The organism is Terrabacter sp. 05T424 (assembly GCF_056396225.1).
Map to the genome: position 1 here is coordinate 23,602 of NZ_JBFTLB010000013.1, position 16,581 is coordinate 40,182.

Consider the following 16,581-nt stretch of genomic DNA (forward strand, 5'->3'; position numbering starts at 1 on the left):
TACGGTGACCGTGGAGGTGTCTGGGCACCTGGTGGTCCCCACGGTCTTCAAAACCGGTGAGACCGAGCATCTCGGTCTGGCGGGTTCGATTCCCGTCCACCTCCGCCACACACTTCTCAGGAGGCGGAGTGACGCAGACCGACCCGCGGCGGCGCATCCCGCGCACCGACGCGCTGCTCGCCGACCCTGCGCTCGTGTCAGCGGTCGCCCGGCACGGCGTCGACGCGGTCAAGGCGGCCGTACGCGTGGCGCAGGAGCGGGCGCGCACCGGTGAGATCGAGCCGGGCCAGGTCGCCGAGGCCGCCCGCGTGGCCCTTCCGTCGCGCACGACGTCGCTGCGGCCCCTGCTCAACGCGACTGGCGTCGTCGTGCACACCAACGTCGGGCGGGCGCCGCTGTCGGCCGCCGCTCTCGAGGCCGTGGTCGCCGCCGCCGGCTACGTCGACGTGGAGTTCGACGTGGCCACCGGTGCTCGGGCCCGCCGTGGGCGCGGCACTCTGGCAGCGCTGCGCGACGCCGTGCCCGCAGCGGGAGACGCCCTCGTCGTCAACAACGGCGCCGCCGCCCTCGTGCTCGCCACGACGGCGCTCGCCGCCGGCCGCGAGGTGCTCGTGAGCCGCGGCGAGATGGTCGAGATCGGCGACGGCTTCAGGCTGCCCGACCTCATCGCCTCGACCGGAGCCCGGCTGCGCGAGGTCGGCACGACCAACCGCACCACCGTCGACGACTATGCGGTGGCGCTGGGTCCTGACACCGGCTGCGTCCTCAAGGTGCACCCGAGCAACTTCCGCGTCGAGGGCTTCACCAGCGCAGCAACGGTCGAGCAGCTGGCCGGTCTCACGACGCCCGACGGCACGGGGGTGCCGCTCGTCGTCGACATCGGCAGCGGGCTGCTGCGCCGCGACCCGCTGCTGCCCGACGAGCCCGACGCCGCCTCGACCCTGGCGGCCGGCGCCACCGTGGTCACGGCGAGCGGCGACAAGCTGCTCGGGGGGCCGCAGGCCGGGATCGTGCTCGGTGAGGCCGCCACCGTCGAACGCCTGCGCCGGCATCCCCTCGCCCGGGCCCTCCGGGTCGACAAGCTCACCCTCGCCGCCCTCGAGGCGACGCTCCGCGGCCCGGTGCCGCCCGTCACCGCCTACCTCCGTGCCGACGCCGACGTGCTCCGCGACCGCACCGAACGCCTCGCCGCGGCCGTGGGTGGCGAGGTCGTCCCCGTCGAAGGACGCGTCGGCGGTGGGGGAGCCCCCGGTGTGCCGCTGGCGGGCTGGGCGCTCGCCCTGCCGGAGGACTGCGCGGAGCGCCTGCGGACGGGCGATCCGGGAGTCGTCGCGCGCGTCGAACGAGGGCGCTGCCTCGTCGACCTGCGTTGTGTCCCAGCGGAGTCCGACGCCGAGCTCGAACGGGCTGTGCGCTCGGCGTCGGCGCCCGGAGTCTGACGTGCGGGTCATCGCGACGGCCGGCCACGTCGACCACGGCAAGTCCACCCTCGTGCGGGCACTCACCGGCATCGAGCCCGACCGCTGGGCCGAGGAGCATCGCCGCGGCCTCACCATCGACCTCGGGTACGCGTGGACGACGTTGCCGTCGGGTGAACCGGTCGCGTTCGTCGACGTCCCGGGCCATGAACGCTTCATCGGCAACATGCTCGCCGGGCTGGGTCCGGCCCCCGCCGTGCTGCTCGTCGTGGCCGCCGACGAGGGCTGGCGGGCGCAGACCGCCGAGCACCTCGCAGCCATCGACGCGCTCGGTCTCGGGCACGGCCTGGTCGTCGTGACCCGCAGCGATCTGGCCGACCCCGCGCCGTCGCTCGCGGAAGCCGTTGCACGCGTGGGGCATTCGTCGCTCGCCGGGTGCCAGGCGGTGGCGGTCTCGGCGCGCACGGGTGAGGGCCTGGAGGAGCTGCGGGCGGCGCTCGCCGCGCTGGTCGCCGAGCTGCCGGCGCCCGCCGTGGACGGTCGCACGCGACTCTGGGTCGACCGATCGTTCACGATCCGCGGCGCGGGGACCGTCGCCACAGGAACCCTCGGCGAGGGCACGATCCGCAGGGGCGACGACCTCGTCCTGCACGACGCGACAGGCCGCACGCGGCACGTGACCGTGCGCGGACTGCAGTCGCTCGAGCAGCCGCGCGGCGCCGTTGCCGCCGTCGCGCGGGTCGCCGTCAACCTGCGCGGGGTCTCCGCCGACGAGGTGCACCGCGGCGACCTGCTGCTGACGCCGGACACGTGGCCGACGACGGACCAGCTCGACGTCCGTCTCGGTGGTAGCGGTGACGGCGGGGCGAACGAGCGGCCCCCGCTGCACCTCATGCTCCACGTCGGCACCCACGCGGTCGAAGCCCGCGTGCGTCCCCTGGGTGCGGCCGCGGTCCGGCTCACCCTGCCCCAGCCGCTGCCCCTCGTCGCCGGCGACCGTCTCATCCTGCGCGACCCCGGCTCGCGCCGCATCGACGGCGCGGTGGTCGTCGACGCCGACCCGCCTCCGCTGACCCGACGTGGAGCAGCGGTCGCCCGCGCCGAGGTGGTGACGCGACAGGGCGACCGCCCGAGCCTGGAGCAGGAGGTCGGTCGGCGCGGCGCCATGACGGTCGACGCCGCGCTCGCCCTCGGTGTGACCGTGCCGGAGGGGGCGCACCCCGCTACGACGGTCGCCCGGCACGGGCAGTGGCTCGTCTCCGACGCGGCTTGGCAGCAGTGGGCCAACCGGCTGCGAAGTGCGTTGCAGCAGAAGGCTTCCCGAGAGCCACTTGAACCGACGTTGACGCTCGAGGCTGCGCGCGCGGCGGCCGACGTGCCCGACCGGTCGCTCCTGGCCGACCTCACGGCATACGCCGGCCTCGAGGTGCGCGACGGGCGCGTGGGCACGCCGGGCCACCGGGAGGCCCTGCCCGAGCAGGTCGAGGCGGGGCTGACGGTCCTCGAGGCGCGCCTCGCCGACCAGCCCTTCGCCGCGCCCGAGCAGCGGGAGCTGCAGGCGTACGGCCTCGGCCCTCGTGAGGTGGCGGCGGCCGTGCGGGCAGGGCGGCTCCTGCGCCTCGACGACGACGTCGTGCTGCTCCCGACCGGTCCGGCCCGGGCGATGCGGGTGTTGGCGGGCCTGCAGCAGCCGTTCACGACGAGCGAGGCGCGGGTCGCCCTCGAGTCGACCCGACGCACCGTGATCCCGCTCCTCGAGCACCTCGACGGCCAAGGGTGGACGCGCCGTCTCGACGGCTCGCACCGCGAGGTGCGACGCTGAACGAATGGATCCCCGACCCCCGCTCCCGCCGTTCACCGAGGAGTCCGCCCGCCAGAAGGTGCAGGCGGCCGAGGACGCGTGGAACACCCGTGACCCCGAGCGCGTCGCCGGCGCCTACACCGAGGACACCGTCTGGCGGAACCGTGACGAGCACCTCGTGGGTCGGGAGGCCGTCGTGGAGTTCCTGCGCCGCAAGTGGGACCGCGAGCAGGACTACCGGCTGCGCAAGAACCTCTGGGCGTTCGAGGGCAACCGCATCGCGGTGCGCTTCCAGTACGAGTCGCAGGACGCCGACGGGCAGTGGTGGCGCTCCTACGGCAACGAGCAGTGGGAGTTCGACGACCTCGGCTACATGCGCCGTCGCGAGGCGAGCATCAACGACGTACGCGTCGACGAGTCCGAGCTGCGGGTGACGCCGGGCGAGGGCGAGCTGCCGGCGTACTGAGGCCCTCAGGCGGGCTCGACCCGCAGGCTCTGTTCCATGTCGCGCTCGATGTCGCGGGCTGTCAGGGCGAGCGCGCTGACGATGTCGACGAGGCGGTCCTCGCGGAAGCGGACCGTCGGCATCGACACCGTGACCGCCGCGTCGGTGCGGTCGCCGACGCGGATGCCGCGACCGATGGCGGTGACCCCCGTCTCGGTGCGGTCCTTGTTGATCGCGAAACCGCGCCGTCGCACGCTCGCGAGGTCTTTCTGGACGGCAGCGACGTCGGGTCGCTGGGCCTCCCGCCCCTCCCAGCGGTCCTCGGTGAAGAGCGCCGTGAGCTCCTCGGGGGGCAGGTCGGCGAGCATGACCTTGCCGCCGGAGGCGAGGTGGGCCGGGAAGACCATGCCCTCGCGGTCGCCGACGCGCAGGGACTGCCGGCACTCGACGGAGGCGACGAACCGGGCGTGGTCGCCGGCGAGCACCATGAGGTTGGCCGACTCCTCGACCCGGTCGACGAGCACCTGGAGGTGGGGGAGGGCGACCGCTCGCAGGAGTGCCGTGTGGCTGCGCGAGTCGGCTTCGAGCGAGATGACCGGGCCGGCGTGGTAGCGACGGTCAGAGCCCTGCCGGGCGAAGTCGCGATAGACGAGCATCGAGAGCAGCCGGTGCGCGGTGGAGCGGGCCACGCCGAGCCGCTCGGCGACGTCGGAGACCGTCTGCGGGCCCTCGACCTGCAGGATCACGGCGAGCTGCAGGGCGTGGTCGACGCTGCGAAGCGCGTACTGCGGCTTCGTCTTCAGGCCGGTGTCAATGCCTGTGCTGATGCCGGTGTTCATGGCCGTGATCCTCGCTCGACTCCATGATGTGGGACTCATGCATTCTGCTGTCCAGAATAGTCTCGTTCTGCCATGTCGAACCATCCCACCATGGTCGGCATGGCAACGACGCCCTCAACCCAGACTCCGGCCCCCGTGCGGCGGCTCTCGAACCGCCCCGCCTGGCTGGTCACGCTCCTCTGCTGGCTCATCGTCGTCTTCGACGGCTACGACCTCATCGTCTACGGCACGACCATCCCGTCCCTGCTCAAGGAGCGCGGCTGGGACCTCAGCCCCGCCTCGGCCGGCTTCATCGGCAGCCTCGCCTTCGCCGGCATGCTCGTCGGAGCGCTCGGCGCCGGCTACCTCGCCGACCGGCTCGGACGCCGCCGCACCATCCTCTGGTGCACGCTGTGGTTCTCGGTCCTCACTGCCCTCTGCGCCGTCGCGCCGGGCCCCGAGGCGTTCGGCGCGTTCCGCTTCGTCGCCGGCCTCGGGCTCGGTGGCCTCGTGCCGTCCGCCAACGCCCTCACTGCTGAGTTCGTCTCCCGCCGGCGCCGCTCGGCCGTCTCGACGATCATGATGTCGGGCGTGCCGATCGGGGGCTCCGCCGCCGCGCTCGTCGGCCTGTGGCTGCTGCCCCAGCACGGCTGGCGGTCGATGTATGCCGTCGCCGTCGTCGCGGTCGTCATCCTGCTGCCGCTGTGTGCGGCCTTCCTGCCGGAGTCGCCGACGTGGCTGCGCACACGAGGCCGGGTCGAGGAGGCGGCCGCCGTCGAAGGCCGATTCGGGCTCGTCCACGACGCGTCGGAGACGGCTGCCCCTGGCGCGCACCGCCCGGGCTTCCGCTCGATCCTCACCGGCGAGTGGCGCAGGCCCACCGTGCTCTTCGCCCTCGCCACCGTCGCCACCCTCTTCGCGTGGTACGGCCTCGGCACCTGGCTGCCCAAGCTGATGGCCTCCGACGCCCGGTTCGACATGGGCCAGCCCCTGCACTTCCTGCTGGCCCTCAACCTCGGCGCCGTGCTCGGCTCGGTCGTCACCGCCTGGGCCGGCATGCGGTTCGGTCCGCTCAAGAGCGCGATCTGGGCCGCCGCGGCCGCGGCCGTGGGCCTCGCCTTCCTGCTGACCTACCCGAGCGACCTGCTGCCCGTCTACGGCGCGCTCATCCTCGCCGGGGTCGGCACACACGGCACCCAGTGCCTCATCATCGCCGCCGTCGCCAACCACTACCCGTCGTCGCTGCGCGGCACCTCGCTCGGCTTCGCCCTCGGCGTCGGCCGCATCGGCGCCGTCCTCGCACCCCAGGTCGGTGGCTGGCTGCTAGCCGCGAACCTCGGCGTCGGCAGCAACTTCCTCGCCTTCTCCGTCGCCGCCGGGGTCGCTGCCGTGCTGCTCCTGGTCACGCTCGTCGCCACCCGTCCGGCCGTCCGCCCCGCCTCCGCGACCGCGCCGGCCGAGCTCGTCCACTGATAGGAACCGTCATGTCACTCACGACCGACCCCGACGCTGCCTCAGGCGTCTCCCCGGTGAGCCTCGCCGCCGTCGATGCTCCCGACCAGCCGACCGTGACGCCCGAGCTCGAGGACCTCTACCGCGGTTTCGAGAAGGAGCTGCTCGTGCCGCTCTGGACAGAGATCGGCGACCTCATGCCGCCGCACCCGCGCTCCGCGGCCCAGCCGCACCGCTGGGAGTGGGCCACGCTGCTCGACCTGGCTGGCCGGGCCGGAGACCTGGTGCCCGTCGGCCGCGGGGGCGAGCGTCGCGCGATCGCCCTGGCCAACCCGTCCCTCGGCGGCAAGCCGTACGCGACGCCCACCCTCTGGGCGGCGATCCAGTACCTGATGCCGGGCGAGGACGCCCCCGAGCACCGGCACACCCAGAACGCGTTCCGCTTCGTCGTCGAGGGCGAGGGGGTCTGGACCGTCGTCGGTCGCGACCCGGTGCCGATGCGCCGCGGCGACTTCCTGCCGCAGGCCGGCTGGAACCTGCACGCCCACCACAACGCGGCGGACCGGCCGATGGCCTGGATCGACGGCCTCGACATCCCGTTCCAGTACGAGGTCGAGGCGCAGTTCTTCGAGTTCGGCCGCGACCGAATCTCCGACGAGGAGCGCACGACGCCCGAGCGCTCCCGCTCGCAGCGCCTGTGGGGGCACCCCGGCATCGCGCCGGTGTCGCAGCTCGGCGAGGTTCCCGGCTCGCCGCTGCTCTGCTACCGCTGGGAGGACACCGACCGTGCCCTCACCGACCAGCTCGAGCTCGAGGCCGAGGGTTTCGGCGGCACGGTCGAGCACGGCCACGCGGCGATCCGCTTCACCAACCCGACCAACGCCGGCGACGTGCTGCCCACGATCCGCACCGAGTTCCACCGCATCGCGTCCGGCCGTGAGACGGCGCCGGTCCGCGAGACCGGCTCGTCGGTCTACCAGGTGTTCGACGGCGCCGGCACGGTCACCGTCGGCGACTTCAGCTGGTCCGTGACGCGCGGCGACCTCTTCGTCGTGCCGTCGTGGCAGCCGCTCTCCGTCCGCTCCGAGGCCTCCGCGTCGGACTCCGACTCCGGCGCCCTCGACCTCTTCCGTTTCAGCGACGCGCCGATCTTCGAGCGCCTCAACCTCGCCCGCACCCAGATCGAAGGACACAACTGATGAAGCTCGCAACCGTCCGCACCGCCGACGGCTCCACCCAGGCCGTACGCGTCGAGGGCTCCGACCTCGTCCCGCTCGGCGTCGCCGACGTCGGCACCCTTCTGGCACAGCCCGACTGGCGCAAGACCGCGGCCAACGCCACCGTCGACGCGGGTGCGCCTGCGCTGGGGGCCGGGCAGCCGGCATACGCCCCCGTCGTGCCGCGCCCCGGCAAGATCTTCTGCGTCGGCCTCAACTACCGCAACCACATCCTCGAGATGGGGCGTGACCTGCCGGAGTTCCCGACGATCTTCAGCAAGTACGCCGACACCCTCGTCGGTGCCGAGGACGACATCCTGCGTCCCGACGAGACCGACCAGTTCGACTGGGAGGCAGAGCTGGCCATCGTCATCGGCTCGACGGTGCGCCGTGCCACGACCGCCGAGGCCGAGGCGGCCATCGCCGGGTTCGCGGTGCTCAACGACATCACGGCGCGCGACTGGCAGTTCCGCACGAAGGAATGGCTGCAGGGCAAGAACTGGGAGTCCACGACGCCCCTCGGCCCGTGGCTCGTCACCCCGGACGAGCCGCCCGGTGGCGTGCGCCCCACCCTCCCGATCCGTGCGGAGGTCGACGGCGAGGTCGTGCAGGAGGACACCACCGGTGACCTGCTCTTCGACCCGGTCGCCCTCGTCGAGTACCTCTCGACGATGATCACGCTGCGCCCCGGCGACGTCATCGCCACCGGCACCCCCGGTGGGGTCGGCCACGCGCGCAAGCCCGCCCGCTACCTCCAGGTCGGCCAGAAGGTCGTCACCGAGATCGAGGGCCTCGGCCGCTGCGAGAACGTCGTCGTCGCGGACGGTCGCAGCTGATGTCGTCCACGCTGCTCTGGTCGCGTGACCTCGTGACGGCTGGAACGGTCCTGTTCCAGCGGGCCCTCGACAGCCTCGACGACGCCGCCCTCGCGCAGCCGACCCCACTGGCCGGCTGGACCCGGGCGCACGTCGTCGCGCACGTCGCGGCCAACGCCGAGGCGCTGGTCAACCTTGCGACGTGGGCGCGCACCGGCGTCGAGACCCCGATGTACGCGTCGCCGGAGCAGCGTGGGTCCGACATCGAGAAGGGGGCCCTCAAGCCGGCGGCAGAGCTGCGAGAGTGGTTCTCCGACAGTGCAGTCGGGCTGGACACGGCCCTGGGCGCCCTCGACGGCGAGAGCTGGACCCGGCTCGTGCGCACCGCGCAGGGCCGCACCGTCCCGGCGACCGAGGTTCCGTGGATGCGCACCCGCGAGGTGATGGTCCACGCCGTCGACCTCGACGGCGGCGTCGGGTTCGACGACCTGCCGACCGGCTTCCTCGTCGAGGTCCTGCACGACGCGGCCGCCAAGCGCTCGCGCGGGGCGGACGGTCCCGCGGTGGTCCTCGTGTCCACCGACCCGACCGACACCGTCGACGGCACGCCCCGCAGCACGGCCTGGCCCGTCGTCGGCGTGGGCGAGACGGTCCAGGTGCGTGGATCGCTCGCCCAGCTCGCCGCCTACATCACGGGCCGTGACCACACCGGCCTCACGACAGACGGCGGGGCGCTGCCCGTCCTGCCGCACTGGCTCTGACACCGGAACCCCTGAACACCAGGCCCCCTGAAAACGCGTGACGACGAAGGAGTCGAGATGACCACCCACACCAACCCAACCCAGCCCCTCGATGGGCGCGACGGCATCGACGCGATCGTCGTCGGAGGCGGCATCGGCGGACTTGCCAACGCACTCGCCTTGACCCGCAAGGGACTTCGCGTGCGGGTGCTCGAGCGGGCTGCCGAGTTCGGTGAGGTCGGCGCCGGGCTGCAGATCGCCCCGAACTGCACCCGGATCCTCGACCAGTGGGGGCTGCTCGACGAGGTCGTCGCGCTCGGTGTCGTGCCCGAGAACCTCGTCATGCGTGACGCGGTCGACGGCTCCGAGCTCACCCGGCTCGACCTCGGCGACGCGCGGGAACGCTACGGCTTCCCGTACGTCGTCATCCACCGCAGCGACCTGCACGGGACGCTGCTCCGCGCCTGCGCCCGCGCCGGGGTCGACCTCGTCACGAACGTGGCCGTCACGGCATACGAGCAGGGGGCGGATGCCGCGACCGTCGTGCACGAGGGCGGACGCGAGACGGCACGTGTCGTCATCGCCGCCGACGGGCTGCACTCCGTCGCAAGGAAGCTCATCTCCGACGACCAGCCCGTGTCGTCGGCCTACGTCGCCTACCGCGGCGCCGTGCCCATGGGCCAGGTCGAGCAGCTCGACATCGCCCTCGACGACGTCGTCGTCTACGTCGGGCCGAAGTGCCACTTCGTGCAGTACCCGCTGCGCGGCGGCGAGATGTTCAACCAGGTCGCCGTGTTCGAGTCGCCGAAGGCCGTGGCCGGAGACGAGGACTGGGGGACACCCGACGAGCTCGACGCCGCCTTCGACCAGACGTGTGACAACGTGCGCGCCGGCCTGCCGCTCATGTGGCGCGACAAGTGGTGGCGGATGTACGACCGTGACCCGATCGACCAGTGGGTCGTCGGCCGCGTCGCCCTCACCGGCGACTCGGCCCACCCGCCGCTGCAGTACCTCGCCCAGGGTGCGGTCATGGCCATCGAGGACGCCTGGGTGCTGTCCGAGCACGTCGGCGCCCAGCTGGACGAGGGGGCCGACGGCAGCTCGCTCGACTGGGACGCGGCGCTGGCGGCGTACCAGGCCGTGCGTCCCGAGCACTGCCGGCGCGTGCTCACGACTGCCCGGGCCTGGGGCAAGCTGTGGCACCTCACCGGCGAGGAGCGGCTGTGGCGCAACGACGTCATGCGCGACCGCGCGGTGCGTGACTACTCGTTCGTCGACTGGCTCTACGGGCCGACCGCGCTGCGTCCCGAGGACGAGGCGGCGATGTTCGAGCCGCTGCAGCGGCAGATCGCAGCTGCCGTCTGAGCCGGGTATCGCGGAGGTGGTGTGCGGGCGTCGGCGAGTGTCGGTGCGGGATGGCAGGCTGGCCCCGATGACGAAGGGCAAGCGGGCCGACGTGCTCGAACGGTTCTCTCCGGCGACCGCAGAGTGGTTCCGGAGCAGCTTCAGCGCGCCCACGGCCGCGCAGGAGGGCGCCTGGGACGCCATCAGCTCCGGTCACCACTGCGTCGTCGTCGCGCCGACCGGCTCGGGCAAGACGCTGTCGGCGTTCCTGTGGGCCATCGACCGGATGGCGAGCGAGCCGGTGCCCGAGGAGCGCCTCGAGCGCTGCCGCGTGCTCTACGTCTCGCCGATGAAGGCGCTCGCCGTCGACGTCGAACGCAACCTGCGCGCGCCGCTCGTCGGCATCGGGCACGCGGCCACGAGGCTCGAGCTGCCGCCTCCCGACATCGGCGTCAGCGTGCGCTCGGGAGACACGCCGGCCAACGAGCGGCGAGCGTTCGCCCGCACGCCCACCGACATCCTCATCACGACGCCCGAGTCGCTCTTCCTGATGCTCACCTCGTCGGTGCGCGAGGCGCTCAAGGGCATCGAGACCGTCATCGTCGACGAGGTCCACGCCGTCGCCGGCACCAAGCGCGGCGCCCACCTGGCCCTCAGCCTCGAGCGCCTCGACGCGCTGCTGGCCAAGCCGGCCCAGCGGGTCGGACTCTCGGCCACGGTGCGCCCCGTCGAGGAGGTCGCCCGCTACCTCGCCGGCGGTCGCCCGGTCGAGATCGTGCAGCCCGAGTCGACCAAGAAGTGGGAACTCGACGTCGTCGTGCCCGTGCCCGACATGGGCGAGCTCTCGGGGTCGGCCGCCGAGATCTCACCCGGCGTCCCCGACCTCTCCGGACCGGCCGCGGGCAACGCGCCGCAGGCCAGCATCTGGCCGCACGTCGAGGAGCGCATCGTCGACCTCATCGCCGACCACCGCTCGACCCTCGTCTTCGCCAACTCGCGCCGCCTGGCCGAGCGCCTCACCTCGCGCCTCAACGAGATCTGGGAGGAGCGCCTCGCCGAGCAGGAGGGCCTGCCGTCGCCGAGCCTCGCCGCCCTCTCGACGCAGCCCCCGGCCCAGGTCATGGCCCAGTCCGGCGCTTCACGCGGCGCCCCGGCCGTCCTCGCCCGGGCCCACCACGGTTCGGTGAGCAAGGAGCACCGCGCCACCATCGAGGAGGACCTCAAGGCCGGGCGCCTGCCCGCGGTGGTCGCGACGAGCAGCCTCGAGCTCGGCATCGACATGGGCGCCGTCGACCTCGTCATCCAGGTCGAGAGCCCGCCGTCCGTCGCGAGCGGCCTGCAGCGCGTGGGCCGCGCCGGCCACCAGGTCGGTGCCGTCAGCCAGGGCGTGATGTTCCCGAAGTTCCGCGGTGACCTCGTGCAGACCGCCGTCGTCGTCGAGCGCATGCGCGCCGGGGCCATCGAGTCGCTCCGCATCCCCGCCAACCCCGTCGACGTGCTCGCCCAGCAGGTCGTCGCGATGTGTGCCCTCGACGACTGGTCGGTCGCCGACGTCGAGGCCCTCGTGCACCGAGCCGCCAGCTTCGCCTCGCTGCCGCGCTCGGTCCTCGAGGCGACGCTCGACATGCTCGCCGGCCGATACCCCTCCGACGAGTTCGCCGAGCTGCGCCCCCGCATCGTCTGGGACCGCGTCACCGACACGCTGACCGGCCGGCGCGGTGCCCAACGCCTCGCCGTCACGAGCGGCGGCACCATCCCCGACCGGGGGTTGTATGCCGTCTTCCTCGCCTCCGGTGAGGGGCCCGGTCGACGGGTCGGCGAGCTCGACGAGGAGATGGTCTACGAGTCCCGCGTCGGTGACGTCTTCACCCTCGGCACGTCGACGTGGCGCATCGAGGACATCACCCACGACCGCGTCCTCGTCACGCCCGCTCCCGGGCAGGCCGGGCGGCTGCCGTTCTGGAAGGGCGACCAGCAGGGGCGCCCGGCCGAGCTGGGCCGCGCCCTCGGCGGCTTCGTCCGCGAGATCGTCGGCCTGACGCCCGAGCGGGCCAGGGCCCGCGTCACGGCAGCCGGCCTCGACGAGTGGGCCGCCGACAACCTCATCGGCTACCTCACCGAGCAGAGGGAGGCCACACGGCACGTCCCCGACGACCGCACCATCGTCGTCGAGCGCTTCCGCGACGAGATCGGCGACTGGCGGGTGGCGGTGCTCTCGCCGTTCGGCGGTCAGGTGCACGCGCCGTGGGCGCTCTGCGTCGCGGCGCGCATGCGCGAGCGGTTCGGCATCGACGTCCAGGCCATGCACGGCGACGACGGCATCGTCTTCCGGCTGCCCGACCTCGAGTTCGACGACGGCGCCGCGGTGGGGCAGCAGCTCGTCGAGATCGTCACCCTAGAGCCCGAGGAGGTCAGCGAGCTCGTCACCCAGGAGATCGGCGGATCCGCCCTGTTCGCAGCGCGGTTCAGGGAGTGCGCCGCGCGGGCCCTGCTCCTCCCGAGACGCCGGCCCGACCGGCGTCAGCCGCTCTGGCAGCAGCGCCAACGGGCGGCGCAACTGCTCGAGGTGGCGAGCCAGTACCCTTCGTTCCCGATCGTCCTCGAGGCGGTGCGCGAGTGCGTCCAGGACGTCTTCGACGTGCCGGGCCTCGTCGAGCTCATGTCCGACATCCGTTCGCGCAGCGTCAAGGTGGTCGACGTCGAGTCGAGCCAGCCGAGCCCGTTCGCGAAGTCGCTCGTCTTCGGCTACGTCGCGCAGTACCTCTACGAGGGCGACTCGCCGCTCGCCGAGCGTCGCGCCGCGGCCCTGGCCCTCGACCCGTCCCTGCTGTCCGAGCTGCTCGGCCAGGGCGAGGCGCTCGCGCTGCGCGACCTGCTCGACCCCGAGGCGGTCGCCCGCACCGAGGCAGAGCTGCAGCGGCTCACCCCCGAGCGCGGGGCCCGCGACGCCGAGGACGTCGCCGACCTGCTGCGCGTGCTCGGGCCGCTGTCCTTGCGCGACATCGTCGCCCGGGCGGCCGAGGGCTTCGAGCCGGTGGCCGTCGAGTCGGCCCTCACCGAACTGGAGGCCGCGCGCCGGGTCATCGCGGTGCGCGTCGGCGGCGACGACCGGTGGGCCGCGATCGAGGACGCCGCCCGCTTGCGCGACGCCCTCGGCACGGCCCTGCCCGTCGGGGTGCCGCAGGCCTTCCTCGAGTCGGTGCCCGACCCGCTCGCCGACCTCGTCGCCCGGTTCGCCCGAACGCACGGGCCGTTCGCGGTGCAGACCGTCGCGGCGTGGTGGGGCGTCGGTCCCGCCGTGGTCCACGACGCGCTTCGACGGCTCGTCTCCGCCGGCCGCGTCGTCGAGGGCGAGCTGCTGCCGACCGAGAACGGCGGCGGGCACGGACCCGAGTTCTGCGACGCCGAGGTGCTGCGCCTGCTCCGGCGCCGTTCGCTGGCCGCGCTGCGGCACGAGGTCGAGCCCGTGGCCCAGGCCGACCTCGCGCGGTTCCTGCCGCAGTGGCAGGGCATCGGCGGAGGTCTGCGCGGGCGTGAGGGCCTGCTCCGCGCCGTCGAGCAGCTCACGGGCGCAGAGGTGCCCGCGAGCGCGCTCGAGTCTCTCGTGCTGCCTGCCCGGGTCGCCGGCTACACCCCGGCGCTGCTCGACGAGGTGATGAGCTCGGGCGAGGTCGTGTGGCGCGGCCACGGGTCGCTGCCCGGCGACGACGGCTGGGTCAGCCTGCACCTCGCCGACGCCGCTCACCTGACGCTCACCCCGCCCGAGGTGATCGACCTGACCGACGACGAGCAGGCCGTGCTCGAGGCGCTCGAGGGCGGCGGCGCGTACTTCTTCCGGGCCCTGTCGACACGAGTTGGCCTCGGCGACACCGAGCTCAACGACGCCCTGTGGTCGCTGCTCTGGTCGGGACGCGTCACCAACGACACCATCGCGCCGCTGCGCGCCCTCCTCGCCGGTGGTCGCACGGCCCACAAGCGCACCAGCTCCGGCCCGCGGTCCACCAGGTATGCCGGTCGGCGCGGTTCGCTCGGCCGGTTCGGCTCGCTGCGTGGCCCGCTCGCCGGCACCGGCTCCGCCCAGGTCGAGGCGGCCGAGGACGCCGCCACGTCGAAGGCCCTGGCCGCCGGGCGCGCTGTGGGGTCGGGTCCCTCGACCGGCGTCGGTCGCTGGACGGCGCTGCCCCCGGCCGAGACCGACCCGACGGTGCGCGCGGTGACCAACGCCGAGCTGCTCCTCGACCGCTACGGCGTGCTGACCCGCGGGTCGGTCGCCACCGAGGACGTGCCCGGGGGTTTCGCCGCCGTCTACCGCGTGCTCGCCGCCGCCGAGGAGGCCGGCAAGGTGCGCCGCGGCTACTTCGTCGAGGGCCTCGGCGCGTCGCAGTTCGCCTCGACCGGCACCGTCGACCGGCTCCGTTCGATGTCCCGCCTACCCGGTGCCGAGAGCAGTGGTGGCCACCGGGTCGAACCGGCCGAGGGTGACGAGTGGCTCACGCCCAGCCCGGCAGCCGGCCAGCGCGGCGGACAGGGGCGCGGACGCTCAGCACCCGAGCGCTCCGGGCCTCCCGCGCTGGTGCTCGCCGCGAGCGACCCCGCCAACCCCTACGGCGCTGCCATCGGCTGGCCCGAGCGCGGCGTCACCGACGCCACCGAGGACTCGCCACCCGACGGCGCGACCAGCGGTGCGACCACCGGCGGGGCCGGCAAGGGGGCCCGTCGCAAGGGCCACCAGCCCGGTCGCAAGGCCGGGGCCCTGGTCGTGCTCGTCGACGGCGACCTCGTGCTCTACGTCGAGCGAGGTGGTAAGACCATGCTCTGCTGGTCCGACGACCCCGACCGGCTCCAGGCCGCCGCCGACGCCCTGGCCCTCGCCGTGCGCGAAGGTGCTCTCGGGCGGCTCACGGTCGAGAAGGCCGACGGCGCCTCGGTGCTCGGGTCGGGCCACCCGCTCGTGCAAGCGTTGTCGCAGGCCGGCTTCCACATGACCCCGCGCGGGCTGCGCCTCCGTCGCTGATCACCTGCGTTGGTCGTGGTGGCTGCGTCACTGCTGCGCCCCGTGCAACACTGACGCGGGCCCGGGCGGCCGACAGGGGAGAGTTGTGCGGATGGGGATCCTTCGTTGGGTGGGGCCGGCGGCCCTGGCAACTGCCGTGCTTGCGGGGTGCGGCCAGTCGCCGACGGTCACCACGGATCCCCCCGGGCTCACGGTCGCTCGGCAAGCCCCTGTCGCAGTCAGCACTTCTCCCAGTAGCCGGGCGAGCTCTGCGTGAGCGTCGCCGTGTAGAAGGTGTTGTAGAGGCCGAGGTTCTGGTTCGAGCCGAGGGCGTACGCGTATCCGCCCGACTGGTAGGCCCGCCCAGCCTGCACGTGGGCGTAGTTGCTCGACGTGACGCAGGTCGGAGCAGTGGCCGTCGTCGTCGTCGGTGGAGTGGTCGTGGGGGGTGTGCTCGTCGGAAGAGTGGTGGTGGTCGCTGTCGTCGTGGCGGTGCTGGTGGACGACGGTGGCGTGCCGCTGTCGAGGCCGAAGAAGGCGACGTCGTAGTAGGCCGCGCACACCGTGTCGATGAAGTACGCGCCGGCCGTGCCGCACTGGTTGTCCGCGCTCCCGGGGTCGACGGCCGTGCCGTGGTTCATGCCGGCCACCTTCGTCAGCCGCACCTGGCCGCCGTAGTCCTCCCAGGTGACTCCGGAGGCGATCGTGCCCGTCGAGGTCGGCGTCTGCGAGACCCCGTTGACGTTCGTGAACTGGTCACGCAGCTCGACGCCGTTCATCGGGGCGACCGTGGTGTCGGACTGGCCGTGCCAGATGGCCACCTTGGGCCTCGGACCCGAGTAGCCGGCATACGCACGCCTCACGAGGTCACCCCAGGCGGCCGGCGCCTTGTCGACACCCGGGTTCATGCACGAGAACGCCGCCGTCATCGAGGTCGCACACGCGTAGGGGAGGCCGGCGTTGATCGATCCTCCGGCGAACTTGTCGGGATAGGTGGCGAGCATGACTGCGGTCATGGCGGCGCCGGCGGAGAGCCCTGTGACGTAGACGCGGCGCGAGTCGATGCCGTAGTTGGCCACGGCGTAGTCGACCATCTGCGCGATGCTTGCCGCCTCGCCCTGACCCCGGGCGATGTCGCCGGGCTCGAACCAGTTGAAGCATGTGTTGGAGTTGTTGGCGCTGCTCTGCTGGGCGAGCACGAGCGCGAAGCCGTGGCGGTCGGCGAAGGTGCGCCAGCCGGAGCTCGTGAAGTACGTCGTCGCGTCCTGGGTGCAGCCGTGCAGCTCGACGACGACCGGGGCGTTCGTGGGCAGTCCGTCAGGACGGTAGCTGAACATCGTCAGAGCGCCGGGGTTGCTGCCGAAGCCCGCGACCTGCTGGAGCGTCGCCGCCTGCGCCGGGGGCGCCGCCGCCACGACGAGCGTCGTCGCGACGGTGACCGCCAAGGCGAGCAGCACGCCGACGGCTCGGACCGCACGGGCGGGTACGGGCAGGGTGAGCGTTCGTGTCGAAGTCATCGTCGCCTCCGGTCCGGGGCA

The 16,581-nt window shown here is 73.2% G+C and carries 11 protein-coding genes and 1 tRNA gene; 10 read left to right on the top strand and 2 right to left on the bottom strand.

Going from position 1 to position 16,581, the window contains the following annotated elements:
• The first annotated feature begins 12 nt into the window (after positions 1 to 12).
• From AC1DE0_RS20165 to AC1DE0_RS20180, 4 genes are all read left to right on the top strand, one after another.
• Positions 13 to 108: transfer RNA gene (locus tag AC1DE0_RS20165), tRNA-Sec, on the top strand.
• Positions 109 to 128: 20 nt separating this feature from the next.
• Positions 129 to 1,439, top strand: coding sequence for an L-seryl-tRNA(Sec) selenium transferase (gene selA / locus AC1DE0_RS20170; RefSeq protein ID WP_478104878.1), 1,311 nt, complete (start codon positions 129 to 131; stop codon positions 1,437 to 1,439).
• Between the two features lies 1 nt (position 1,440).
• Positions 1,441 to 3,240 (top strand): selenocysteine-specific translation elongation factor, encoded by a 1,800-nt coding sequence (gene selB, locus AC1DE0_RS20175; RefSeq protein ID WP_478104880.1) that lies wholly within the window; start codon positions 1,441 to 1,443, stop codon positions 3,238 to 3,240.
• 4 nt (positions 3,241 to 3,244) lie between these two features.
• Positions 3,245 to 3,685, top strand: coding sequence for a nuclear transport factor 2 family protein (locus AC1DE0_RS20180; RefSeq protein WP_478104883.1), 441 nt, complete (start codon positions 3,245 to 3,247; stop codon positions 3,683 to 3,685).
• A 5-nt stretch (positions 3,686 to 3,690) separates the two neighbouring features.
• Here AC1DE0_RS20180 and AC1DE0_RS20185 read toward each other — a convergent pair whose 3' ends face one another.
• Entirely contained in the window at positions 3,691 to 4,503 is an 813-nt protein-coding gene (locus AC1DE0_RS20185; protein ID WP_478104885.1) for an IclR family transcriptional regulator, read from the bottom strand.
• Between the two features lie 99 nt (positions 4,504 to 4,602).
• Here AC1DE0_RS20185 and AC1DE0_RS20190 point away from each other — a divergent pair, with 99 nt between their 5' ends.
• The 6 genes from AC1DE0_RS20190 (at position 4,603) to AC1DE0_RS20215 (ending at position 15,064) form a co-directional block, all read left to right on the top strand.
• A complete protein-coding gene (locus tag AC1DE0_RS20190; protein ID WP_478104889.1) occupies positions 4,603 to 5,955 on the top strand; it encodes an MFS transporter in 1,353 nt (450 codons plus the stop codon).
• An 11-nt stretch (positions 5,956 to 5,966) separates the two neighbouring features.
• Positions 5,967 to 7,133: a cupin domain-containing protein gene (locus tag AC1DE0_RS20195; protein WP_478104894.1), complete on the top strand. Its 1,167-nt coding sequence runs from the start codon at positions 5,967 to 5,969 to the stop codon at positions 7,131 to 7,133.
• Positions 7,133 to 7,987, top strand: a complete 855-nt coding sequence (locus AC1DE0_RS20200; RefSeq protein ID WP_478104897.1) for a fumarylacetoacetate hydrolase family protein — start codon at positions 7,133 to 7,135, stop codon at positions 7,985 to 7,987. The genes AC1DE0_RS20195 and AC1DE0_RS20200 overlap by 1 nt, the downstream gene beginning before the upstream one ends.
• On the top strand, positions 7,987 to 8,727 hold the full coding sequence (locus AC1DE0_RS20205) for a maleylpyruvate isomerase family mycothiol-dependent enzyme (protein ID WP_478104900.1): 741 nt from the start codon (positions 7,987 to 7,989) through the stop codon (positions 8,725 to 8,727). The genes AC1DE0_RS20200 and AC1DE0_RS20205 overlap by 1 nt, the downstream gene beginning before the upstream one ends.
• Positions 8,728 to 8,784: 57 nt before the next feature.
• Positions 8,785 to 10,071: an FAD-dependent monooxygenase gene (locus AC1DE0_RS20210; RefSeq protein WP_478104904.1), complete on the top strand. Its 1,287-nt coding sequence runs from the start codon at positions 8,785 to 8,787 to the stop codon at positions 10,069 to 10,071.
• Between the two features lie 67 nt (positions 10,072 to 10,138).
• Entirely contained in the window at positions 10,139 to 15,064 is a 4,926-nt protein-coding gene (locus tag AC1DE0_RS20215) for an ATP-dependent helicase (protein ID WP_478104908.1), read from the top strand.
• 218 nt (positions 15,065 to 15,282) lie between these two features.
• On the opposite strand, the gene AC1DE0_RS20220 is transcribed toward AC1DE0_RS20215, so the two are convergent.
• Complete coding sequence (locus AC1DE0_RS20220) at positions 15,283 to 16,560, bottom strand: extracellular catalytic domain type 1 short-chain-length polyhydroxyalkanoate depolymerase (protein ID WP_478104913.1); 1,278 nt, start codon at positions 16,558 to 16,560, stop codon at positions 15,283 to 15,285.
• Between the last annotated feature and the right edge of the window lie 21 nt (positions 16,561 to 16,581).